This is a genomic window from Novosphingobium sp. fls2-241-R2A-195, assembly GCF_030209485.1.
Classification (GTDB): Bacteria; Pseudomonadota; Alphaproteobacteria; order Sphingomonadales; family Sphingomonadaceae; genus Novosphingobium; species Novosphingobium resinovorum.
In genome coordinates this window covers 129,260-150,372 of record NZ_JARVRY010000032.1, presented here as the reverse complement: position 1 = coordinate 150,372, position 21,113 = coordinate 129,260, and the positions used below count along the sequence as shown (strand labels likewise).

At 66.8% G+C, this 21,113-nt stretch carries 21 protein-coding genes; 4 read left to right on the top strand and 17 right to left on the bottom strand.

Going from position 1 to position 21,113, the window contains the following annotated elements; genetic code table 11:
* The first annotated feature begins 2 nt into the window (after nucleotides 1-2).
* Nucleotides 3-338, top strand: a complete 336-nt coding sequence (locus tag QRN25_RS23275; protein WP_285021698.1) for a hypothetical protein — start codon at nucleotides 3-5, stop codon at nucleotides 336-338.
* Nucleotides 339-341: 3 nt separating this feature from the next.
* Here the strand turns inward: QRN25_RS23275 and QRN25_RS23270 are convergent, their stop codons facing one another.
* The 6 genes from QRN25_RS23270 to QRN25_RS23245 form a co-directional block, all read right to left on the bottom strand.
* Nucleotides 342-542 carry a DUF1737 domain-containing protein gene (locus tag QRN25_RS23270; protein ID WP_232493580.1) on the bottom strand — a complete coding sequence of 67 codons (201 nt, stop codon included), beginning with the start codon at nucleotides 540-542 and terminating at the stop codon, nucleotides 342-344.
* 24 nt (nucleotides 543-566) lie between these two features.
* Nucleotides 567-1,253, bottom strand: a complete 687-nt coding sequence (locus tag QRN25_RS23265) for a phytanoyl-CoA dioxygenase family protein (RefSeq protein WP_285021697.1) — start codon at nucleotides 1,251-1,253, stop codon at nucleotides 567-569.
* Nucleotides 1,250-1,648, bottom strand: a complete 399-nt coding sequence (locus QRN25_RS23260; RefSeq protein ID WP_271184083.1) for a GFA family protein — start codon at nucleotides 1,646-1,648, stop codon at nucleotides 1,250-1,252. Before QRN25_RS23260 ends, QRN25_RS23265 begins: the two co-directional genes overlap by 4 nt.
* A 109-nt stretch (nucleotides 1,649-1,757) precedes the next feature.
* Nucleotides 1,758-3,056 carry an ATP-dependent protease ATPase subunit HslU gene (gene hslU, locus QRN25_RS23255; protein ID WP_271184082.1) on the bottom strand — a complete coding sequence of 433 codons (1,299 nt, stop codon included), beginning with the start codon at nucleotides 3,054-3,056 and terminating at the stop codon, nucleotides 1,758-1,760.
* Nucleotides 3,057-3,069: 13 nt separating this feature from the next.
* Nucleotides 3,070-3,648 (bottom strand): ATP-dependent protease subunit HslV, encoded by a 579-nt coding sequence (hslV, locus tag QRN25_RS23250; protein WP_008832063.1) that lies wholly within the window; start codon nucleotides 3,646-3,648, stop codon nucleotides 3,070-3,072.
* Between the two features lie 44 nt (nucleotides 3,649-3,692).
* Nucleotides 3,693-4,190, bottom strand: a complete 498-nt coding sequence (locus QRN25_RS23245) for an outer membrane protein assembly factor BamE (protein ID WP_271184081.1) — start codon at nucleotides 4,188-4,190, stop codon at nucleotides 3,693-3,695.
* Nucleotides 4,191-4,361: 171 nt separating this feature from the next.
* On the opposite strand from QRN25_RS23245, the gene QRN25_RS23240 reads away from it, so the two are divergent.
* From QRN25_RS23240 to QRN25_RS23230, 3 genes are all read left to right on the top strand, one after another.
* Nucleotides 4,362-4,889, top strand: a complete 528-nt coding sequence (locus QRN25_RS23240) for a ubiquinol-cytochrome C chaperone family protein (protein WP_271184478.1) — start codon at nucleotides 4,362-4,364, stop codon at nucleotides 4,887-4,889.
* The gene (locus QRN25_RS23235; protein WP_285021692.1) at nucleotides 4,886-5,413 is read left to right on the top strand and encodes a YceD family protein; all 528 of its coding nucleotides are present in this window, start codon (nucleotides 4,886-4,888) and stop codon (nucleotides 5,411-5,413) included. Before QRN25_RS23240 ends, QRN25_RS23235 begins: the two co-directional genes overlap by 4 nt.
* Before the next feature lie 213 nt (nucleotides 5,414-5,626).
* Nucleotides 5,627-6,610, top strand: coding sequence for an endonuclease/exonuclease/phosphatase family protein (locus QRN25_RS23230; protein WP_285021691.1), 984 nt, complete (start codon nucleotides 5,627-5,629; stop codon nucleotides 6,608-6,610).
* 25 nt (nucleotides 6,611-6,635) lie between these two features.
* On the opposite strand, the gene QRN25_RS23225 is transcribed toward QRN25_RS23230, so the two are convergent.
* The 11 genes from QRN25_RS23225 to QRN25_RS23175 all read right to left on the bottom strand — a co-directional run bounded on the left by QRN25_RS23225 (nucleotide 6,636) and on the right by QRN25_RS23175 (nucleotide 21,089).
* Nucleotides 6,636-10,049: a glycosyl hydrolase gene (locus QRN25_RS23225; protein ID WP_285021690.1), complete on the bottom strand. Its 3,414-nt coding sequence runs from the start codon at nucleotides 10,047-10,049 to the stop codon at nucleotides 6,636-6,638.
* 88 nt (nucleotides 10,050-10,137) lie between these two features.
* The gene (locus tag QRN25_RS23220; protein WP_036529825.1) at nucleotides 10,138-11,454 is read right to left on the bottom strand and encodes a family 1 glycosylhydrolase; all 1,317 of its coding nucleotides are present in this window, start codon (nucleotides 11,452-11,454) and stop codon (nucleotides 10,138-10,140) included.
* 10 nt (nucleotides 11,455-11,464) lie between these two features.
* Nucleotides 11,465-12,322, bottom strand: coding sequence for an alpha/beta hydrolase (locus tag QRN25_RS23215; RefSeq protein ID WP_285021689.1), 858 nt, complete (start codon nucleotides 12,320-12,322; stop codon nucleotides 11,465-11,467).
* On the bottom strand, nucleotides 12,319-12,792 hold the full coding sequence (locus tag QRN25_RS23210; RefSeq protein WP_285021688.1) for a hypothetical protein: 474 nt from the start codon (nucleotides 12,790-12,792) through the stop codon (nucleotides 12,319-12,321). Before QRN25_RS23210 ends, QRN25_RS23215 begins: the two co-directional genes overlap by 4 nt.
* 2 nt (nucleotides 12,793-12,794) lie before the next feature.
* Entirely contained in the window at nucleotides 12,795-15,068 is a 2,274-nt protein-coding gene (locus QRN25_RS23205; protein WP_285021686.1) for a TonB-dependent receptor, read from the bottom strand.
* A gap of 44 nt (nucleotides 15,069-15,112) precedes the next feature.
* Complete coding sequence (locus QRN25_RS23200; protein ID WP_285021685.1) at nucleotides 15,113-15,946, bottom strand: fumarylacetoacetate hydrolase family protein; 834 nt, start codon at nucleotides 15,944-15,946, stop codon at nucleotides 15,113-15,115.
* 41 nt (nucleotides 15,947-15,987) lie between these two features.
* Nucleotides 15,988-16,878, bottom strand: a complete 891-nt coding sequence (locus QRN25_RS23195) for a VOC family protein (protein WP_285021684.1) — start codon at nucleotides 16,876-16,878, stop codon at nucleotides 15,988-15,990.
* Nucleotides 16,875-17,306 carry a GlcG/HbpS family heme-binding protein gene (locus QRN25_RS23190; RefSeq protein WP_285021683.1) on the bottom strand — a complete coding sequence of 144 codons (432 nt, stop codon included), beginning with the start codon at nucleotides 17,304-17,306 and terminating at the stop codon, nucleotides 16,875-16,877. The genes QRN25_RS23195 and QRN25_RS23190 overlap by 4 nt, the downstream gene beginning before the upstream one ends.
* On the bottom strand, nucleotides 17,303-18,826 hold the full coding sequence (locus QRN25_RS23185; RefSeq protein WP_285021682.1) for a bifunctional 3-(3-hydroxy-phenyl)propionate/3-hydroxycinnamic acid hydroxylase: 1,524 nt from the start codon (nucleotides 18,824-18,826) through the stop codon (nucleotides 17,303-17,305). The genes QRN25_RS23190 and QRN25_RS23185 overlap by 4 nt, the downstream gene beginning before the upstream one ends.
* A gap of 21 nt (nucleotides 18,827-18,847) precedes the next feature.
* Nucleotides 18,848-20,107, bottom strand: coding sequence for an amidohydrolase family protein (locus QRN25_RS23180; protein ID WP_285021681.1), 1,260 nt, complete (start codon nucleotides 20,105-20,107; stop codon nucleotides 18,848-18,850).
* Between the two features lie 94 nt (nucleotides 20,108-20,201).
* Nucleotides 20,202-21,089, bottom strand: coding sequence for a LysR family transcriptional regulator (locus QRN25_RS23175; RefSeq protein ID WP_285021679.1), 888 nt, complete (start codon nucleotides 21,087-21,089; stop codon nucleotides 20,202-20,204).
* Nucleotides 21,090-21,113: the final 24 nt, after the last annotated feature.

The window sequence follows — 21,113 nt, the reverse complement described above, 5'->3', positions numbered from 1 at the left end:
GAATGCTCCTGCGTCAGGGCAAGTCGAGCATCGCGATGCGGGGCGTGCGGGCAAGGCGAAAGCCTGCGGACCGTGCCTCAATCACGGTGAACCCGTCAGGGAACCCTTTGAACCTTCAGCAGTTCGTTCGGGAAGAGTTCTGCCGGAAACATGATTCGATGAAGTCCAGCTTTGCGGGTATCGGTGCGCTTGCCCTCGCGGCAACGCCCCTCTGCGCCATCCCGCTGGCCCTGCCCTCCAATGTGGCGCAGGCAAAGGCCGAGAGCATCGCCGAGCGTGCCTTTGCCATGGATCGGGCAGACCACGACGTCAGCCCTACGGACGACGCCCCTCGCTGACTGTCACTTGACGACGTCGGCCTCGTGCCAGACGACGGCCTGGGCAGCCTTCATGCAGTTCTCGGCCGTATCCCATGATAGTGACGGCGAACCGTAGAGCCGCCAGCCCTGCGCCAGAGCTTCCGACACGCGCTCACAGAAGGCACGGTCGTCCGCTCCTGTCAGCAGGCGATATACGGGGCGATCTTCCGGGGTCTGGTACATGTGAAGCACTCTGGTTATCCGATATCAGATGCCTAGCCATTCCAGCCCGAACGGCAAGGCCCCGATCGCATAATCGACCTGCAAAACCCTCCTCCTGCGGCCCGGCCGTGCGGCATTGGAGGCATGAAGGATAGGCGTGCGATAAAACCACACATCGCCGATTTTGGCGAGACAGACGTGATTGGGCAACCTTGCTGCGACTGCCTCCGCTTCGGCCGCAGGAATCCGACCCAGCCTATGGGAACTCGATGCGACCAGCAGCGGGGCGTTTTCCGCATCGACAGGATCGAGATGAATGCGCACAGTCAGCATACCCTCGATCACCGCGAACGGCGGCTCGACATGGGTGATGCCTTGCTTGACCGTCCATGGCCCAAAACCCGGCGCCTCCACCTTTCGCAGCACAGCGATTGTCCGATCCTGATGCCAGCCGAGCGCCCACCCCGCCTCGTCATTCTTGTCAAACAACACCGCCCGGACCGGCTGAGCCCCCTCTCCCAAAGTTTCGCGCACCGCAGTGCTGACCGGCCCCGCAACGCCAAGCAAAGTGGCCAGTTCCGGTTCAGCCGCAATGCGTAACCCGGCCCGGCCATCCGGCATTCGTCCCAAGACCGTTTCGAACCCGGCGAGCATAGGCAAGGCCAACCCAGGGTGGAGTTTTACTCCGTCCCGGTCCAGATCCAGCTCTGCAAGCGTACAGGCCACCGTCATCCCGGATAGCGCTCGAACTCCGGCAGGCTGGCCGCGTGCTTCATCCAGCTGATACGCTCGGCAACCTGGATGTGCGCCTGCGGCTGCAGGGTATCGGGCTTGTCCAGCGAGGCGACCTGAATATCGACCAGACCGGGCAGGACCGCTTCGTTGACGTAATAGAGCCCGGATCCGCACGTCGGGCAGAAATGACGGATCGCATCCCCGTTGGAGCTGTAGGACGAAGCCGCTCCTGCCGTCACCGCGAAGTCATCCGCCGCGTAAGCTGCCCATGCGACAGCCGGCGCGCCGGAAGACTTCTGGCAATCGGCGCAATGACAGAACGCGACGTGCTGCGGCTCCCCTTCGACGCTGTAGCGCACCGCGCCGCACTGGCATCCACCTTCGAGTTTCATCGCGATTCTCCTTCGCCGCCGAAGCTACGCGATTGACAGGAACATTCAAGGAACAAAAAGGGCGCGAGCAAGCTGCCCGCGCCCCGTCTGAACCATTCCGGTGCTGCCGTCAGAGAATGTACTTGGACAGATCCGCGTTGCCCGCGAGGCCGGACAGCTTGTCGCGCACATAGGTCTGGTCGATCGTCACCGTTTCCCCCTTGCGGTCCTCGGCCTCGAAGCTGAGTTCCTCGAGCAGCTTTTCCATCACGGTCTGGAGACGTCGGGCGCCGATGTTCTCGACGCTCTCGTTCACTTGCGCGGCGATCTTCGCGATCTCGCCGATGGCGTCTGCGGTCACTTCCACCGTCACCTGCTCGGTGCCGAGAAGCGCCTTGTACTGGGCGATGAGGTTGGCGCGCGTCTCCGAGAGGATGCGCACGAAGTCCTCTTCGGTCAGCGCCTTCAATTCGACGCGGATCGGCAGGCGCCCCTGAAGTTCGGGCAGCATGTCGCTCGGCTTGGCGACGTGGAAGGCACCGCTGGCGATGAAGAGGACGTGGTCGGTCTTCATCGGGCCGTACTTGGTGGCGACCGTGGTGCCCTCGATGAGCGGCAGCAGGTCGCGCTGCACGCCTTCGCGGCTGACCGAGCCGCCGCGCACGTCCGAGACGGCAATCTTGTCGATCTCGTCGAGGAAGACGATGCCGTTATGCTCGGCGTTCGCCAGCGCGACGCGGGCGACGTCGTCCTGATCCAGCCGCTTTTCCGACTCCTCGTCGACCAGCTTGTCCCAGGCGTCGGGCACTTTCATCTTGCGGCGCTTCATGCGCTGGCCACCCAGCTTGCCCATGATGTCGCCGAGGTTGATCATGCCGACCGAGCCGCCCATTCCGGGAATCTCCATCGGGCCCGCCGGAGCGTCCTCGACCTCGATCTCCACTTCGGTCTCGTTCATCGCGTTTTCGGTGATGCGCTGGTGGAAGGCGGCGCGCGTCGCCTCCGAGGCGCCATCGCCGACGAGCGCGTTGAGCAGGCGATCCATCGCCGCCTTGCTGGCCGCCTCGCGCACGGATTCGCGGCGGCGCTCCTTCTCCAGCCGGATCGCTTCCTCGACGAGGTCGCGGGCGATCTGCTCGACATCGCGGCCGACGTAGCCGACTTCGGTGAACTTGGTGGCTTCCACCTTCACGAAGGGTGCGTCGGCCAGCTTCGCCAGGCGGCGGCTGATCTCGGTCTTGCCGCAGCCCGTCGGGCCGATCATCAGGATGTTCTTCGGCGTCACCTCGTCGCGCAGGTCGGCATTCAGGCGCTGACGGCGCCAGCGGTTGCGCAAGGCAACGGCGACGGCCTTCTTGGCCTCGGTCTGGCCGACGATGTGCGCGTCGAGCGCGGCGACGATCGCCTTGGGCGTGAGATTGTCGTTCATGTGGGTTCCCGGCTCAGACGGTCTCGACCGTCACGCGGTCATTGGTGAAGACGCAGATGTCGGCGGCGACCTGCATGGCCTTGCGCGCGATCGTCTCGGCATCGGTTTCATAGGCGTCGATCGCGCGGGCAGCGGCCAGAGCATAGTTGCCGCCCGAACCGATCGCGGTGATCTGGCTGTCGCCGCCAGCCGCTCCCTCGGGCTCCAGCACGTCGCCGTTGCCGGTCAGCACCAGCAGGGTATCGGCATCCGCGACGATCATCAGCGCCTCTAGGTTACGCAAATACTTGTCGGTGCGCCAGTCCTTGGCGAGTTCGACCGCCGCGCGCATGAGCTGGCCGCGATACTGCTCCAGCTTGCGTTCCAGACGCTCGAAAAGGGTGAAGGCGTCGGCAGTGGCGCCCGCGAAGCCGGCGATGACCTTGCCGCCTTCTCCGATGCGCCGGACCTTGCGGGCGTTCGGCTTCATGACCGTGTTGCCCATGGAAACCTGACCATCGCCGGCGATGACGGTCTTGCCGCCCTTGCGTACGCCGATGATGGTCGTTCCGTGCCACTGAATGAGGCCGTGGCTCGCCCCGTCGTTGTTCATGAGCGCGGATATATGCCGCGCTCCGAATGGTTCAAGACAGGAGATCAGCTGCCGTTCGGACCTGGGCCCGTGTTCGAGCCGGTGTTGCCGCCCATGCCGCCCGCGCCGACCGCGCCGATGTTGCCGAACAGATCCTCGAGCAGGCTGCGGTGGCGGCCCAGCGTCGGCGTGACGTGGCCATCGGGATTGATCCGCGCGACCTGTTCCGCGCCGCGCTTGTCGACGCCGACGACGTTGTTAGCCGCGTCGAAGCGGACGCGCAGCACGGTCTGGCTGTCCGTGCGCGGCTTGCGGAACGGCGGCGTCTTCACCTGCTGCGAGACGTAGTACCAGTCCTTGGTGCCGAACTGGCTTTCGAAGGTCGGGCGACCGAGGGTCTTTTCCACCGACATGCGGTTGTCGATGCCCGGCTGCACCGAATCGAGCAGCGCCTGGTCGATCAGGTAACCACGATGGTCGCGGATCGACGTGCAGCCGCCCACCAGAGTGGCGACCGCCAGCGCAATGCCTGCCGCTGCCACCTTGAGACCCACCTTGCGCATTTCAACACTCCAAACCGCAGGTATAGAAGCCGCAGGCATTGCCAGCCGCGCCCATACCCATATATCGCCAGACGGCCTTAAGGCCCCATCCGCGCCCGCGCAATGGGCGTTGGGGCAGACCGGTTGAATTGCTCCTTAACGGATATCCTCGAAGAAAGGCCCGTAACCATCGTGTCCCTGATCTCCCGCCTTCTCGGCAAAGGCCCCGACTCCCGCGAAGCCGCGCGGCCGCTGTGGCATCGCGTGGTCGAAATCGCGCGCGAAAAGGCATGGTATGCCGAGTGCGGTGTCGCCGATACCGTGCCTGGCCGCTTCGACGCGGTGACGCTGGTGATGGCGCTGGTCATGCTGCGCGCCGAGCGCGACAAGGAAACCGACGATACGCTGATCAACCCCTCGGTGCGGCTGACCGAGCTGTTCGTGGACGACATGGACGGCCAACTGCGCCAGTCGGGTGTCGGCGATCTCGTCGTCGGCAAGCGCATGGGCAAGCTGATGAGCGTGCTGGGCGGCCGGATCGGTGCCCTGCGCGATGCGCTCCCACAGGACGACGCCGCGCTCGCCGCCGCGCTGGAGCGCAACGTCACGCTGGTGGAAGGCGCCGACACCGCGCGCCTCGCCGCCCGCGTTCGCGCGCTTCACGCGCAGATCGATGCCCTCTCCAACGAAGACCTGCTTGCTGCTAGGATCGCGCGATGACCCCTGAATTCTCCCGCCTGCTGGACGTGCGCCAGATCGAAGGCAAACACGTCCGCCTCTCGCCCAACGAAGCCGAGCGGGCCGCGCTCACCGAACGCTTTCTGCTGGTTCAGATCGACGAACTCGTCGCCGAACTCGACCTCTCGACGTCGGAGCGCGAGGGCGGCTTTCGCGTCGAGGCGCGCGGCACCCTCAAGGCCGAGATCGTCCAGCCCTGCGCCGTTTCCGCTGAGGATGTCCCGGTATCGATCGACGAGCCGCTGTTCTTCCGTTTCGTGCCCATGGCGACGGATTACGCCCCGGACGAGGAAGTCGAGCTGACCGCCGACGAACTCGACGAGATCGAATACGAAGGCACCCACGTCGATATCGGCGAGGCGGTGGCGCAGAGCCTCGCCCTTGCCATCGACCCGTTCCTGACCGGGCCCGAGGCCGATACGGCGCGCAAGGCGGCGGGACTCGGCACGCCCGAGGACAGCGGCCCGTTCGCCGCGCTCAAGGGCCTGAAGCTGGGCGGGGAATAAGCGCCACTTCGTCATTGCGAGCATAGCGAAGCAATCCAGGGCCGCGTAAACCGCCCTGGATTGCTTCGCTATGCTCGCAATGACGATCGAGGGCGTCGTCCTGCTCTGAACACCGTCACGCAGCCTTCACCGAACCGCAACGCCAGTTTCACACGGCGCGCCTAGTGGCGCCGTCAGGACCACGTTGCGAAAAGTTCGGGGGGAACGCGTCGCATGAAGAGCCTGACAAAGATGTCGCTTGCGACGGCCGCTGCGGTCGTCGTGCTCAACCTGTCAAAGCCGTCACCGGCGGCGGCGCCCGAACGTCCCTTCGCTACCTCGGTGCGCGATGACGGAACGCTTTCGGTCATGACCTATAACGTGAAGGGCCTGCCCTTCCCGCTCGCCTATGGCCGGGCCGAGGCGCTGGAAGCGATCGGCGACCGGCTCCGCAAGCTGCGCCGCGAAGGACGGCAGCCCGACGTCATCCTGTTACAGGAAGCCTTCATTCCCGAGGCCAAGGCCATCGCCCGGCAGGCGGGCTACGCCCACGTCCTGCTCGGCCCCGGCGTCAAGGACGCAGCCCCTGCCGGCGGCGAGGCCGACGCCTTCGTGCAGAAGGCTTCGTGGAGCCGGGGCGAGACGGTCGGCCCGCAAGTCGACAGCGGCCTCGTCATCCTGTCGGATCATCCGATCGTGAAAGCCAGCCGCATGACCTTCCCCGAGGCGATGTGCGCCGGGTTCGACTGCCTTGCCAGCAAGGGCGTCGTCATCGCCTGGATCGCGGTGCCGGGGCGCGCCGGACCGGTCGCGGTGGCCGACACCCACCTCAATTCGCGCAAGGCTTCGGGCGTGCCGGTCGCCCGCGCCAACATGGCCTTCACGCGGCAGGTGGAGGCCATGCGCGCCTTCCTGCGCCGGCAGGTCGATCCGCGCACGGACCTTATCCTGGGCGGGGACTTCAACATCGGCGGAGACCCGGAGCGGATCGCCGCCGCGCGCAACCTCATCGCAGGCGGGCAGGAAGCAACCACGATTACAGAAGCCGCACCGGACCAGCAGCGCGACCTTGCCGCCATCCGCGAACGCAACAAGGACAAGCTGTACTATCGCGGCCTTATGCGCCTGCGCAGCCTCGAGGTTCCCCTCGGCGAAAACACCGGAAAGGACGTTTTCTCCGATCACCTCGGCTACGTGGCGCACTACAGGCTGTCGTGAACATGCCCTTGAGCGTCAGCGAGATCTAACGGCCGATCAGGGTCACGGGTCCGATCAGACCCGAAGGGCGCAGCGGTGCATCGGGACGGTAGGTCGGCATCGCCGTCCAGGTGATTGGCTTCGCGCCGGCCTGCTGGTCGCCGATCAAGCGATTGACCCAGAGGTTCGCGACCTTGACCTCGATCGTGTTCGCGCCCTTCCTGAGAGCGCGGCCGACGTCGATGCGGTAGGGCGCATGCCACAAGGTGCCCATGTCGCGCCCGTTGACCGTGACTTGCGCCAGATCGCCCACTTGGCCTAGGTCGAGCAGCAACGACTTGCCCGGCCGGGCACCCTCGGGCAGCGCGAAGCTGCGCGTATAAATCGCCTCTCCCGAAAAGTACCGGATCGCCGGATCGGCATTGTGGTCGAGCGGCGCGAGTGTCGTCAGCCGGGTCGAGGCCGGCGCGCCGCGTTCCGGCTGGAAGCGCACGGTCCAGTTGTCGTCGAGTGTGGCCAGTGTCGTCGCGGTCTTGACCGGCACATCGAGCGATCGCGCGGTCGCAGCCTCATGGAACACCACGAACACCGCATCGCCCGCCACCAGCGAGAGCGGCACTATCGTCTCATCGCCTTCGATGCGGTAGCTGACGGCTTCGCTCTCGCCCGTTTCCGGGTGCCACAGGCGCGGTGCCTTGCCGGTCACGCGGAAATGCGTTTCGACGGTTTGGGCGCTGTCATGCGGGTTGCTGAGGTAATAGATGTCGCCGCGCTCGTCCCTGCGGTGGACGAAGGGGATCTTGGCCCCGGCTGCGGCTCCGGTGAAGGTGAAGTCCGGCGCGGTGCCGATCGCCTTGAGCGCAGCCTCCACGTCGGTGCCGGGGATGACTCGGCCCTGCCCGACCCGCGCCTCGCCGGCACCGGGCCACAGCCTGGCGACGAGAGCGGACCACTCGGCATCGCTGCCCTGCCCCCGCCCGTCCATGCCCGGCGTCGCGACCGGTGCGTTGCCGATCACGGTCGCCCCGCCCTCGACGAGTGACGCCAGCTTGCGTAGCGCCGCGAGGCTCATGCGCTGCGATGAGCCGCCTAGGTAGATCGCCTTGTAGCGCGCGCCGCTGGGCGCAACGAGGTCGGCACCGTCGTTCTTCAGCAGGGTGTCGAGCGCATCGAAGCTGAGGAAGTCATAGGCATGGGAGACCGGGGCGTCGGCCACCGGCTTGTCGCCGTAGAGCCCGGTCAGCGGGGCTTCCTCGCCGTAGAAGTAGGCGACGTCGGCGACGTTACGCCCGGCCTGCAGCAGCAGCGAGGACCGCGCGATATAATCGACCCAGGGCTTGGCCATCTCGCCCCAGCTTTCCATGCGGTTGAAGTACTGGCCGAAGATGAACAGCGAGAGGCCCGGCTTCTTGTCGTCGACCGGGACATGGACCGAGGTATGGACCACCGGCCGGTTGACGCCATTGACGAATTCCATGTCGATGAAGCGCTTCAGGTCCTTGGGCGCGAAGGCCCAGGGCGCCATCGAGGCCGTCATCGATTCCGCCGCGACAAGGTTCTGCCCATAGAGATGCGCCACAGATGCCGCGCCCTTCATGTCGGCGATCAGCGTCTGGCGCGGGCCGTCGTCCTTGCCGAAAGTCCACATCGCCGCCATCGGCACGTCGGTCGCCTTGCGCATCGTCATGTCGTCGCCCAGCATCGGGCGCTTGTCCTCCAGCGCCTCGCCGTAGACGATCAGGCCGTTCTCGTGGGCGACCTTGGCGACGGTGCCGTAATGCTCGCTGGCGAGGAGATCGGCCAGGGTGCGGCGATAGTCGTAGAGGAACTTGTCCGACTGCGCACGCGTGCCCACCAGCGTGCCGGTGAGCGCGGGCAGCCAGGGACGCGGATCGTAGCCGCGCAGGTTCTGGAACTGCTCGATCATCCGGGGCGTCCAGTTCGCCTCGCCGACCTCAATGGAATCTGTCAGCAGCGCGCGCACGCCCCGCTTGCCGACCATGTCGGCACCGGCGGCGTCCTTGTACATGCCGATGTAGTGGTCGAGATACCGGCGCACCGCCGCGCCGTCGAACTTGTCCACCTCCAGCCCGGTCGCTTCGGGCGAGGCGGGATGGTTGGTGGTGCCGAGCAGCGAATAGCCCATGCGCAGGACGCGCCAGTGCTGTCCCTTCGGCAGCGCCGGAGCCTGCCAGTCGAGGGAGCCGTTGGGCCGCAGCCTGCCGGTCAGGTCGACGACGCTGGCGGGGGTCACGCCGCCTGCGGTGTCGGCCGGTTCACCCAGCGCGTAGTAATCGCGGCTCATGATGAAGCCGGACTTGGTCTCGAAGCGGTCGACCTTGCTTGCCGTGCCCAGTGCGAAAGTGCCGACGACAAGCGGCTTCTTCGCCATCATCGCGCCGATGCCGTCGAACAGCCCCGCCATGGCCGTGCCCGGCACGGGGGAGCCCAGTCCGCCATCGGGCTTGCGCGGATTAAGCACCACCCGGAAATGCGCGGCGGTGACGGCCGCGAAGCTGGCAGTCGTCGGCACCGCGCCCAGCGTCAGCGTGGTGATCGGGGTCCAGGCGGCGCCGTCGGAGCTCGCCTCCAGCGCCGCCGTGAACGCCGCTCCGGCAAAGGGCACGACCACATCCGGAATATAGACCGTCGCCGAACGCACCTCCGTCGGCCGGGCGTAGTCCAGATGCAGTTCGGGCGCAGCGCCCTCCTTGCGCACCAGCGTGATGCCGCCCGCGATGTCCGCATCGCCGAGGGCCGCAGCATCCAGCGCGTTGCCGAGCCCATCCGAAGCGCGGGCCGCCGCCAGCGAAACCGGCATCGCCTCCGGGAACGCGAAGATGCCGATCTCGCCGTAGAACTGCGGGCCGGGAGGCGCGGGGTGGCCGGAGATCATCTCCTCGATCGACAGCGGCGGGGTCAAGCTCTGGTAAGGCCCGGTCGTCTGTGGCGGCGTCGTCAACTTGCCATTGAAGCGCTTGCCCGGCGCTATGGACGTCTCCGACCAGACCAGCTTCTTCAGGCCATCGCGCGGCTGCACCCATGGCCCGCCGGTTTCCGACCAGCCGGGCGAGGAAGCGATGGCCAGTTCCAGCCCCTGCCGGTCCGCCTCATGCGCGGCGAAGCGGAAGGCGTCCTTCCATTCGGGCGTCATGTAGACGAGGCGGCGGTCCACCACTTGCGGCGTCTGCAGGTTGGCGTCGAAAGTCTGGGCACCGCCGATGCCGACGCGCTTCATCCATGCAAGGTCCTTGGCGATGCCGTCCTTGGTGATGTTGCCGTTCATCCAGTGCCACCAGACGCGCGGCCGGGCCGAGTTCGGCGGGTCCCGGAACGCCTCCTGAAGCGGGTCGCCTGTCTCCGCCGCCGCCATGGTCGGTGCCTCCTCCTTCGCCACCGCATGCGGCGCGGCCAGGGCCGAAGCGAGCATCAGCATCACACGAAAACGGCGACCCGGCATTCCATCCTCCCCATCTGTATCCTGCGGAGCCGCTTCAGGCTCTCGCATGTATTAATATATTAATTCTAATTTTAAAAGCCCGCATGCGTTACAATGCATTTCGCCGCGCGATCGCGCCGAGCACCGAAGCACTGGGCTTGGGCGTGCGGGCAAAGGTGGCGGGATCGACGCTGCACAGGCCGAAGCGAGGCTTGTAGCCGAAGATCCACTCGAAGTTATCGAGCAGCGACCAGTGCATGTATCCCAGCACCGGCACTCCGTCGTCGATCGCCTGCTTGAGCCCCTCCAGCGCGGCGGGGATGAAGCGCGCGCGCAAGGTGTCGTCCCCTGTGCCGACGCCGTGCTCGGACACCAGCACCGGCACCCGCGTCGCCTCATGGACGTAGCGCACCGCACCCGCGAGCGAGGGCGCCCATACCTCGGTGCCCGACCAGTTGACGTCCGCACCATCGGGATGCGGCAGCCGCCCCTTGTCGTTCCATACCGCGCGTTCGTAGTTCTGCACGCCGATGAAGTCGTCGGCTTTCGCCACTTCCAGCCAGGCCCCGTAGGTTTCCGCGCGCACTTTGTCGCGGATCGAGTTGCGGCCCGCCGCCTGGTCGTCCAGCACCGAGAGAGTGAAGCCGACCGGCAGGTCCGAACGCACCGCCTTGATCGCCGCGCGCGCCGCCTTGTGTCCGGCCAGCAGCCCGGTCTGGATCGCGTCGAGGTCCTCGAGCGCGGCGACGTTGGCGCAGACGTACTTCTCCACGCCGAAGCGCTTGGCGGCGGCGGCAAGGGTCTGGCGCTGCATGTCCCATACCGGCGGGGGCAGCATCGGCTTGAGGATCAACAGCAGGTTGGGCTCGTTCAGTGTCATGGCCATGGCAATGTCGGCGCCGATCGCGCGGGCCACCTTGTCGCAGTAGCGCGCGAAGAGCTGCGCCGATTCCGGGTTGGTCCAGCCCCCTTGCGCGCTGAACCAGCGCGGCGCGGTGAAGTGGTTGAACGTCACCAGCGGCTTCAGTCCGCGCGCGTGGCAACCCGCGACGATCGCCTTGTAGTGATCGAGCATCGCCTGCGAGAACAGGCCCTTCTCCGGCTCGATCCGCGCCCACTCCACGCCGAAGCGATAGGACGTGAGGCCGAGCGACTTCACAATGTCGAGGTCGCTGGCCCACAGTTCCAGGCTGTTGCAGGCATCGCCCGAAGGCTGGGCGAAGATCGTCGGCTGCTGGTTCTCCAGCGGCCACAAGTCGGAGGCGACATTGTTGCCCTCGATCTGGTGCGGCGCGGTGGCGGCGCCCCACAGGAAGCCTGCGGGAAAAGCCGGGCTCGGGCGCTTCGCGGCGGCGCGCGACACGGCGGGAGCAGCCGCGATCATGGCGGCGGCGGCGAGCATGCTGCGGCGGTCTATCTGGGTCATCAGGATTTCCTCACGAATGCGCGGAGATGAAAGTCAGGATTTCGTCGGAAAGCCGCCGGTCAGCGGTGCCGATGTGCATGGCCATCGAGTAATGGTTGTGGCCGCTGGCATAGTGCGCGCGCGGCAGGCGGCCGTGGCGGTCCAGCCGGGCCTGCAGAAGCCCGGCCCACTCGGCCTGGAAGCGCGGCGGATCGAACTCGGCACAAGCGAGCAGCAAGGGGAGCGCGGTCTCGACCACTGCCTTGCGCGGCATCCGTCCGGCGTAGGCGTCCTGCGGCCCGTAGTAGAGCATGTCGCGCTCATCGAGCGGGGTGAAGCCGTAGAGCCCCGAGAGCAGGACGGCGGCGCGCACCATCCCGGCATGGTCGCTCCGCAGCTTCAGGAAACCGGCAATGTGAACCGAACCGGCGGAGGTGCCCAGTAGCACGATCCGCTCGGGATCGCCGCCGTGCTCGGCCGCGTGCTCCTGCAGCCATTCGACGGCAGCGGCGACATCCTCGGCCCCGGCGGGCCAGGTCTCATCGGGCGCGAGGCGGTAGTTCATCACCGCGCCCAGCATCCCGTTCACGGCGGCCCAGCGGCCCAGATGGGCGTTGGCCCAGCCGCCGTTGCCGTTCCCGTCACCGCCCTTGTCGCCAACGAGGAAGCCTCCGCCGTGGACGAACAGCAGCACCGGACGCAGCCCTCCGCTCTCCCCCTCGCGATAGAGGTCAAGCCGGTTGCGCGGATGCGGGCCATAGGCGAAGTCGCTTGCGACAGGGGCAAGCGCGGCGGCGCGGGGCTCCTGCTCGGGCGCATAGAGCGCCCTCACCGCACCCACCACATCGGGGCCGAGGCGGGTTCCGAGTTCGGCGATCGTATCGGTCACGCAGCCTGCTCCTTCAGCGTCCGGACGCACAGGAAGGACACCGCCAGCCGCGTACAGGCAAGCCCCAACAGCGCGCCATACACGACCTTGAAAGCCAGCGCCGGATGGCTGGGCACTTCGTGGAGCGGCCCGAACAGTGCCAGCCCCGCGAGGACGAGCGCGGAAGCGATGCCGCAAGCCACGCCGCGCAGGACGATCCCCGCAACGCTTGCGGGCGTCGCCAGCCCCATCCCGCGCAGCTTCGCCCGCACCAGCAGGGTTGGCACCAGCGAAGCCATGAGTGAAACCATCACCCCTTGCGGCACGAAATCGAGCGCGAAGCGATCCGGCGCCGCCATCGTCAACGGCCTTGCGGAAGGGCCGAAGACGATGGCGAAGAACACCGCGCTCAGCACCGCGTTGATGATCGCGCTGATCGCCTGTTCGCGGCGGCGCAGCGCCCGAAGGTCCAGACCTGACGGCGCCGCCATCGTCAGAACTTCGCGTCCAGGCTGATGCCGACGTTCCGGAACGACTGCGGCCCGTAGATCGCGCCGATGTTGCCTTCGCTCGCCCCCGCAGTCGTCGTGCTGGTGTAGGGGAAGTCGCTCTGCATCAGCGAGGGTTCGTGCACGTTGAACAGGTTGCGCACGAACAGCGCGACCGAATAGCGCTGGTCCTGCGTGCGCAGGCCGACCCGCCCGCCGACCATCCAGTGGGCGCGGAAGGTCGTGTCCGCCACCGAGTTCGCTTCGTACCGCACGCGCGACTTCCAAACGGTGTCCACCGCCAGGAACCCGGCCAGGGTATCGCCGAAGTCCTGCTCGTACTCGCCCGAGAGCGTGAACTTGTAGCGCGGCGAATTAGCCAGCTGCGTGCCGCCGATATCAGTCCCGTCGGTGCCGACGAAGCCGCCGGGATAAGTCGCCTTGGCGTAGATGAAGCCGGTGTTGAGCGAGAGGTTGGGCGTCACCTTGCCGAAGAAGTTAAGCTCGGCGCCGCGCGTCTTCACGCCGTTGATGTTGGTCTGGACGCACGAGATGATGCCGTTGTCGTCGACGGTGCACTGCTGCGCCTGGAAGTTGCGGATCTTCATGTAGAACACGCTGAGGTCGGCCACCCAGCCGCCGAACAGCGTGGCCTTGAGGCCCGCTTCGTAGGAAGTCGGGATCTCGGGCTGGACGACGGAGGGATCGCCAACTGCCGGAACCGCGATCTGACCGCCCTTGAACCCGCGCGATACGGTGGCGTAGCTCATCATCGTCGGTGTCAGGTCGTACTGCGCGCCCGCACGCCAGGACCACTTGGCAACGTCGAGGAAGGTTTCGGTCTCGGACGTCGCGGTGTTCAGCGAAAGGCGATCGGTCGTGTAGCGCACGCCGCCGATCAGGCGGAAGCTGTCCGAAACGTGGCCGGTCGCCTGCCCGAAGAAGGCCAGCGATTCGTCGCGGATCGTCAGCGCGGGCGTGGTCGATGTGACGATCGGGATCACGACGCCCGGAACCGGGACCAGCGTGACCCGAACGATCTCGGGAATGCGGGTCTGCTTCTGGCTCGAATAGAACGCGCCGGCCGTATACTCGATGGGCGAGCCCGCCGCCGAGCTGACGCGGAACTCCTGCGTGAACAGGCCGAGGTCGCGGTCGACCGGGTCGTTGGCCACCTGCAGTTCCAGCGGCGAGCCGCGGAAGACGTCGGACGCCGCACCGTACCCGGTCTCGGTCGCCTTGCGCCAGGCGGTGATCGAGGTCAGCGTGAACGGATCCGCCGCATAGTCCACCTGCAGCGAACCGCCATAGCTGGTCGCCTTGCCGATCTGCTCGTTGTTGCTGCAGTAGTCACGGTTGCCCTCCCGCACGGTAACGCCGCAACTGGCGAGGCGATCGGTGATGCCCACCGCGTCAAAGCCCGCACCACCGAGGAAGGAGCCGGGACCGCTGGTCTTGACGAAAGTGAAGAAATCGCCGCCGTTCTCGTAGCGGGTCTGCGAATAGTCGCCGATGAGGTTGACGGTGAGGCGGTCTGTCGGTTCCCACAGCAGGCGGCCGCGCACGCCGTAGCGGTCGTTGTTGTTATAATCACCGGTCGTCGCGTTGCGGTTGACGCCCTGGCGCAAGTTGGCGACGCCCGAGACGCGCATCGCGGCATTGGATGCGAGCGGCACGTTGATGACGCCTTGCACGACCTGGTTGCCGTACTTGGCGCCGGCCGTCCCGGCGTTCGACAGCTCGGTCCGCACGCGGCCGGAGAACTCGCCGAATTCGGGCGCATTGGTGGTTATGTTGATGACGCCCGCAGAGGTCGTCAGGCCGAACAGCGTGCCTTGCGGGCCCTTCAGCACCTCGACGCGGGAGATGTCGAACAGGTCCGAGATATTGGCGTTGCCCTGGCTCACCTGATCGACCACGACGCCCACCGAGGCGACCGCACCGGGAGAGAACGTCAGGGTGCCGATGCCGCGGATCGATCCGCCCCCGCCGGTGTTCTGGCCCGGTGCCGACTGGATTTCGAGGCTCGGCGCGATGCGGGCGAGGTCGTTGACGGTGTTCACCTGCTGACGCTCGAGCTGGGCCGCGCTGGCGACGGTGATCGAGATCGGCACCTCGGTCACCTTCTCCGCGCGGCGCTGGGCGGTGACGATGATGTCGTTGCCCGAGGCGTCGGCGGTCGAAGTGTCGGCGGGCGCACCGGCGTCCTGCGCAAGGGCAGGAGCGCCGATGGTGCTCAGAGCGATGCCCGAAAGCAGCGCAATCTTGCGAATGGTCATGTCTGTCTCTCCCTTGAACTTGTTATCTGGTTGGTCGAAGCGGCTCAGGCTTCATCTATGACGGGGTTGGAAAGGGTGCCGATCACGCCGATCGAGACTTCGACGGTGTCTCCAGCCTTGAGGTAGAGCGGGGGCTTGCGCTTGTCGCCGACGCCGCCCGGGGTGCCGCTGGCGATGACGTCGCCGGGGTGCAGTTCGGTGAAGGTCGAGCAATAAGCGATGACCGTAGGAATATCCCAGATCATGTCGGAGACCGGCTGGTCCTGTACCAGTTCGCCGTTCACGCGGGTCTGTACCCGCTGCGCGGCAAGGTCCTCGACTTCACCCGCCGGGACCATGTGCGGGCCGAAGGCGCCGGTGCCGGGCCAGGTCTTGCCGGGGGTGAACTGGATGTTGTGACGCTGCCAGTCGCGGATCGAGCCATCGTTGAACGGCGCGTAACCGGCTACGTGGTTCCACGCATCCTCGGGCGCGATACGGCGGCCGCCCTTGCCGATGATCACCGCAAGCTCGCCCTCGTAGTCGAAGCGTTCGCTTTCGAGCGGGCGGACCATGGCGTCGCCGTCGGCGATCAGGCTGTCGGCCCAGCGGGTGAAGATCGCCGGGTGCTCCTTCTGCTCGCGCCCGGTCTCGGCGACGTGGGTGGCGTAATTGAGCCCGACGCACAGGATCTTGCCGGGGTTCGGCACCACCGGCAGCAGCCTGACGGCGGCACGGGCGAACTCGCCGGTAACGACAAGCACCGAGAGATCACACGCGAGCGCGTCCTTCAGCCACGCATCACCGCCGGGTGCGCCGAGATCGAGCACCGTCTCGCCATCGAGACGGCCAAAGCTGCTGGTGTCGTCGGGGCGCTGGAAACTGATATACTGGGTCATGTCCGTTTTCTCCTGACCTGCCGGAATGGCGGCAGCGGTTTTCATTGTCCTTGCGCTTCGTCCTGCCAGTCGCGGCGGAAGCGGAAGCGTTCCTCGGCGCGGCGCAGTCCGGCGAAATCCTTGTCCGAGATGCCCCACTGGTCGATGCGGTTCTCCGGCCAGGTCCAGTCCTCCGGCGCGCCGACACGGTAGTCCTCGGGCACTTTCTCGACGGCGGTGGAGAATTCGATCACCGGCCCGAACGGCGCGATGTAGTAGGCGTAGACGTTGGCCCCTGGCCCATGCCGCCCCGGCCCCCAGGCAGGCGCCAGCGCATGGTCGCGCAGCCTCCCAATGCCGCGCATCACCGCATCGAGGTCCTCCATTTCGAAGGCGATGTGATTGAGCGAACTGATCCCCGCCCGCGCGAAAGCGGTCGAGTGGTGGCTGTCGTTGCAGCGCACGAAGACCATGCCCTTGGTCCGGTCGGAAATGCGAAAGCCCAGCACTTCCTCCACCGCCAGCCCGGACGCCTCGGCATCGGCCGAGTTGAACACGACGTGGGTGAGCTTGACCGGCAGGTCGCGGCCCGCGATCGGCTCGACTTCGCCTGCATCGACGAGGAAGCGCAGCAGTTCGCCTTCAGGCAGTTCGACGAGCAGGCCGTGCCCGCCGCCGGGGTCCTTGCTGACCGTGGCGCGGTGCGGCCAACCTGCGGCGGCGGCGCGGCCCGAGATACCGTCAAGCTCCTCCGCCGAGCACAGGAAGGTCGTGGAGCGGACGAACTCGTCCGCCGATTGCTCGAAGGCGACGAGGTAGGGGTAGGAACCGGAACCGCGCAGGTAATGGGTCGTGCCGATCACGTCGGCGGGCGCCATGCCCCACACATCGGTCATGAAGGCGGCAGCAGCGGCCGGATCGGGCAGCGCCAGTTCAATGCTTCGCATTTTCACGCCTCGGTCTCCTTGACAAGTCCGGCCGCCCTGATCCCTGCGAGCGCACAGTCGGCATCGCACTCGCCCGTATCGCCGCTGACACCCACCGCGCCGATCAGGGCGCCTTTCGCATCACGGATCACCACGCCCCCGGGCGAGAAGGCGATGCCTCCGCCCACGGCCGCGCTGACGCTATGGAAGAACACCGGATTGCCCTTTGCACGCTCTGCGAGGATGGCGGTGTCGGCGTCCATGCCCACGGCCCCTTCGGCCTTGGCGCGGGCGATGTCGAAGCGGTAGAGACTCGCCCCGTCCTCACGCGCGAAGGCGACCGGGTGGGCTCCGGCGTCGAGCACGATCACCGCCAAAGCCTTCGCGCCCCGCGAACGCGCTTCGGCCAGCGTGGCGGTCACGATGGTCTGCGCCTGCAAGAGCGTCAGGGTCATGCGGTCAGTTCCTTATGATCGAAAAGCTGGGCCGCGCGAGCGGCCAGCAGGTCCTCAGCGCTGTCCGAGGCGGTGCCGAAGACGTAGTGGTCCGGGCGCACCAGCACGGCATCGACGCCATGATGGTCAAGCCACGACGCGATCGCCTCATTGTCCGCCAGCGCCGCCGCGACGACGCGGGTGACGCCCCCGGCGTCGCCGGGCACGGTGTCGTCGCGGACGAAAAGGCGCCAGCCGTCGCCGGTGCATTCGTCCAGCTTGCTGCCGTCGGCGAGTACCGGCTGGACGAAGCGCGCGCCTGCACCCGAAGTGCCGGAAAGCACCAGCCCTTCGCGGATCGCGGGGATCAGGTCATGCGCGGTCTCACCCTGCTTGCCGCGTGCTTCCTCACGGATACGGGTATCACGGGCGGCGGCAAGGTCGGGGTCGAGTTCGCAGATGTAGCGCCCGGCCGCCACCGCCGCGCCGATCACCGCCCGCACGTGCGGGTCGCGCTCGGGCTGGTAGGTATCGAGGATCACAGGTGACGCGCCCGCATTGATCACCGCGTCCATCTTCCAAGCCAGATTGGCGACGTCGCGCAGGCCATGGCACATGCCCTGCCCAAAGAACGGCGGCGTCTGATGCGCGGCGTCCCCCGCGAGGAAGACATTGCCAACCTGCCAGCGATGGGCGACGAGGCCGTGAAAGCGATAGGTCGCGGCGCGCACGATCTCGTGCGGTACGTCGGCCATCCACGCGCCGACCAGTTCGGCGACCTTGTCCGGCGCAGACATCGCCTTGTCGTCCTCACCCGGCAGCAGCATGAATTCCCAGCGGCGATGATCGCGGCGGCCGGGCACCACGGTCGCGGGGCGCACCGGATCGCACATCATCACCGACAGCCGCTGCAGGTCTGCCCCTTCGGGCACACCCGCGATCGGCGGGAAGCTGACCGGCCCCTGCACTTCGGCATCGACGACCAGCCAGGGCTCCTCGAAATCGAGATCGTCGAGGTCCACGCCCAGCGCCTTGCGCACGGTGCTGCGCGCGCCGTCGCAAGCGATCACCCAGCGGGCCGAGGCGGTCTGCCGCTCACCGCCCTCGTCGTAGGACACGGTAACGCCGCCCGCATCCTGCTCCAGACCGGTGAACGTCGCGCCCAGCTTCAGCGTGACGTTCGCCATGCCGGCGAAGCCTTCGCGCAAGTGGGCTTCCAGCTCGGGCTGGTAGAAGAAGTAGTCGTTCGCCCAGCCAAACGGGCGCGGCTTGCCCACCGTGCCCATATAGCGGATGACGCCGTGATCCGCGCCGACATGGAGGTGCCCGTCAGTGGCGATCATGTCGCCCTCGACACGGTCGATCACCCCGGCCGACTGGAACAGGCGCATCATCTCATGGTCGAGATGGACCGCACGCGGCAGGGGATAGTGTTCCAGTTCCCGTTCGAGAACGAGGACTTGCAGCCCTTTCAGGCCGAGAAGGTTCGCGGCCAGCGCGCCCACAGGGCCGCAGCCTACGACAACGACGTCGTACGACATGATTTTCGTCCCTGTTAAAACTCAGTTCGCGGCGGCGGCGACCCCTGCCCCGGCCCCGGCCCCGGCCAAGATGTCACTTGGAGCCTTGTGCAGCTTGCCGCCCTTCATGATCATCTTCAGGCGATCCTTGTCCTGCAGGATCGCAACGTTCTGCGTCGGGTCGCCGTCCACCAGCAGCAGATCGGCCAGCCAGCCCTCGCGGATCACGCCGGTCTCGATGCCCATAAGTTCGCCGCCATGCTGGGTCGCCGCCTGCAGCGCCTCGGCGGGAGTGAAGCCGAAGTAATCGACGAAGTGCTGCAGGTCGCGCGCGTTGCGGCCATGCGGGTTGAACGGGAAGCCATAGTCGCCGCCGACCAGCACGCGCACGCCGCGCGCCTTCAGTTGCGGGATCAGCTTCGCCTCAAGGTCCATGCGAACCTTTGCGCTCGCCTTCATGTGCGTCATGTCGACGTGTGGCGGCGGGTTCGCCTCCAGCGCGGCGACCGAGACACCGGGACCGGGGGCATAGAAGAACCTGTCCTTCTCCGCCGCCATCCGCTCCACCGTCGCTTCGTCGGCGAAGGAGCAGTGGTAGAGGATTCGCGCGCCCGCATCGAGCGCGAGGCCGATCGCCTCGGGCGAATAAGTATGGCAGGCGATCCACATCCCGGCCTCGCGGGTGGCCTCCCCCGCCGCCAGCATTTCCTCGCGGGTATAGAGCACGTCCATCGCGCTGCCGGGCTTGAGCGCATCTTCGCCCGAGACCACGAGCTTGATCGACTTGACGCCCTCGTCCGCGCAATAAGCCACGAAACGGCGCATCGCCTCCGGGCCACGGCCGTTGAACACGTCGCCGGTATCGTCGCCTTCGGGGCTGCGCTCCAGCGTCGAGGGGACGAGGCGCGGGCCGGGCGTATCGCCCTCCTCGATGGCGCGGGCGAGATCCGGCTCGATCATGTCACCCAGGGCACCGGCCGAGTATAGGCTGGTGAAACCGTGGTCGAGCAGCACCCGTGCATTGCGCCAGGCTGCGACCTTCAGTTCGTCATGCGGCAGGATGAACTGGTGGTAGACCTTCTCCAGCGAGGAAGCCCAGGTCAGGTGCGTATGCGCATCGACCATGCCGGGCATGAGGGTCAGCCCGCGCCCGTCGATCACCAGATCGGCGGCCTCATCGGCGAGTGCGTCCTCACCCGGCGCGACGCGGGCGATACGCTCGCCCTCGACCAGAACGGAGCCTGTCCGGAGCGCCGAGCCGGTGCCGTCGAAAATGGAAACCTGGCGGATCAGTGCCCGCATCCTGCTCTCCTGCGATCATCGTTATCGCTGGATTGTTAAGCTGCGCAGACCCACAAAGTAAAATAATGATTTTTTGCGATGCTATAGTCTGAAACTATGGAACCTGCCGAAGCGCGTCCATCATCGCCTGCGCCGGACGAGACAGCGGACGACTGGCTAGCCATAGCACGCCGACGCTGCGTTCACGCACGGCTTCCTCGATCATCACGGCCCGGATGCTGTCATCGGTGACGCCGTCGAGCGCCACGGTTCGCGGCAGTACCGTCACCCGGTCGCTCTCCCTTACGATGGCCCGCGTGGTGAGAAGGGAGTCGCAGCGGATCGTCGTGCGCGGCACCGCCACCCCCGCGGCGATGAACAGCGCGTCGACCTGCCGCCGGAACGCGCCGCGCGCCTCGGGCAGCACCCAGGGGTAGCTCTCGACCTCGCGCAGCGACACGCGGCCCGGCAGCTTCTCATGCCTGGGGCCGACGATCAGGACGAACGGGTCGCTGGCGCACGTGACTTCCTTCATGTCGGCCGGAACGCTTTCGATACCGGTCGTCACGAAGGCCAGTTCGATCGCCCCTTTGCGCACCATCTCCAGCAGTTCCTCGTCGGGCCGCTCGATGGCGCTGAGCGCAAAGTCGCCGATCGCCTCCTCCACCCGCATGATCGCGCCGGGCAGAAGAGTGAGCAGGGCGCCCGGCGTGCCGCCGATGCGCAAGGGTCCGGCGATGCCCTGCCGGGCGTGCTCGATCTCGGTCACGGCATCGCCCAGCAGCGTCGCCATGGCCTCGGCCCGGCGCTGGAGCACTTCGCCTTCCGCCGTCAGCACGATGCCGCCGCGCCCGCGCTCGAACAACACGACGCCCAACTTGCGCTCCAGCAGCGAGATCGTATTCGACACCGAGGGCTGCGAGAGGTTGAGCGCCCGGGCGGCAGCGCTTATCGATCCGGTATCGCAGACCGCGCGGAAGGTCAGCAGGGCACGCGGGTCCATCGCCGCCCTGCTCCTGTTCTCGCC

Bases quoted from the DNA above. Each gene is read 5' to 3' on its own strand.
- QRN25_RS23275 (WP_285021698.1), top strand. From the start codon at position 3: ATGCTCCTGCGTCAGGGCAAGTCGAGCATCGCGATGCGGGGCGTGCGG.
- QRN25_RS23270 (WP_232493580.1), bottom strand. From the start codon at position 542: ATGTACCAGACCCCGGAAGATCGCCCCGTATATCGCCTGCTGACAGGA.
- QRN25_RS23265 (WP_285021697.1), bottom strand. From the start codon at position 1,253: ATGACGGTGGCCTGTACGCTTGCAGAGCTGGATCTGGACCGGGACGGA.
- QRN25_RS23260 (WP_271184083.1), bottom strand. From the start codon at position 1,648: ATGAAACTCGAAGGTGGATGCCAGTGCGGCGCGGTGCGCTACAGCGTC.
- hslU (WP_271184082.1), bottom strand. From the start codon at position 3,056: ATGAACGACAATCTCACGCCCAAGGCGATCGTCGCCGCGCTCGACGCG.
- hslV (WP_008832063.1), bottom strand. From the start codon at position 3,648: ATGAACAACGACGGGGCGAGCCACGGCCTCATTCAGTGGCACGGAACG.
- QRN25_RS23245 (WP_271184081.1), bottom strand. From the start codon at position 4,190: ATGCGCAAGGTGGGTCTCAAGGTGGCAGCGGCAGGCATTGCGCTGGCG.
- QRN25_RS23235 (WP_285021692.1), top strand. From the start codon at position 4,886: ATGACCCCTGAATTCTCCCGCCTGCTGGACGTGCGCCAGATCGAAGGC.
- QRN25_RS23230 (WP_285021691.1), top strand. From the start codon at position 5,627: ATGAAGAGCCTGACAAAGATGTCGCTTGCGACGGCCGCTGCGGTCGTC.
- QRN25_RS23225 (WP_285021690.1), bottom strand. From the start codon at position 10,049: ATGCCGGGTCGCCGTTTTCGTGTGATGCTGATGCTCGCTTCGGCCCTG.
- QRN25_RS23220 (WP_036529825.1), bottom strand. From the start codon at position 11,454: ATGACCCAGATAGACCGCCGCAGCATGCTCGCCGCCGCCGCCATGATC.
- QRN25_RS23210 (WP_285021688.1), bottom strand. From the start codon at position 12,792: ATGGCGGCGCCGTCAGGTCTGGACCTTCGGGCGCTGCGCCGCCGCGAA.
- QRN25_RS23205 (WP_285021686.1), bottom strand. From the start codon at position 15,068: ATGACCATTCGCAAGATTGCGCTGCTTTCGGGCATCGCTCTGAGCACC.
- QRN25_RS23200 (WP_285021685.1), bottom strand. From the start codon at position 15,946: ATGACCCAGTATATCAGTTTCCAGCGCCCCGACGACACCAGCAGCTTT.
- QRN25_RS23190 (WP_285021683.1), bottom strand. From the start codon at position 17,306: ATGACCCTGACGCTCTTGCAGGCGCAGACCATCGTGACCGCCACGCTG.
- QRN25_RS23185 (WP_285021682.1), bottom strand. From the start codon at position 18,826: ATGTCGTACGACGTCGTTGTCGTAGGCTGCGGCCCTGTGGGCGCGCTG.
- QRN25_RS23180 (WP_285021681.1), bottom strand. From the start codon at position 20,107: ATGCGGGCACTGATCCGCCAGGTTTCCATTTTCGACGGCACCGGCTCG.
- QRN25_RS23175 (WP_285021679.1), bottom strand. From the start codon at position 21,089: ATGGACCCGCGTGCCCTGCTGACCTTCCGCGCGGTCTGCGATACCGGA.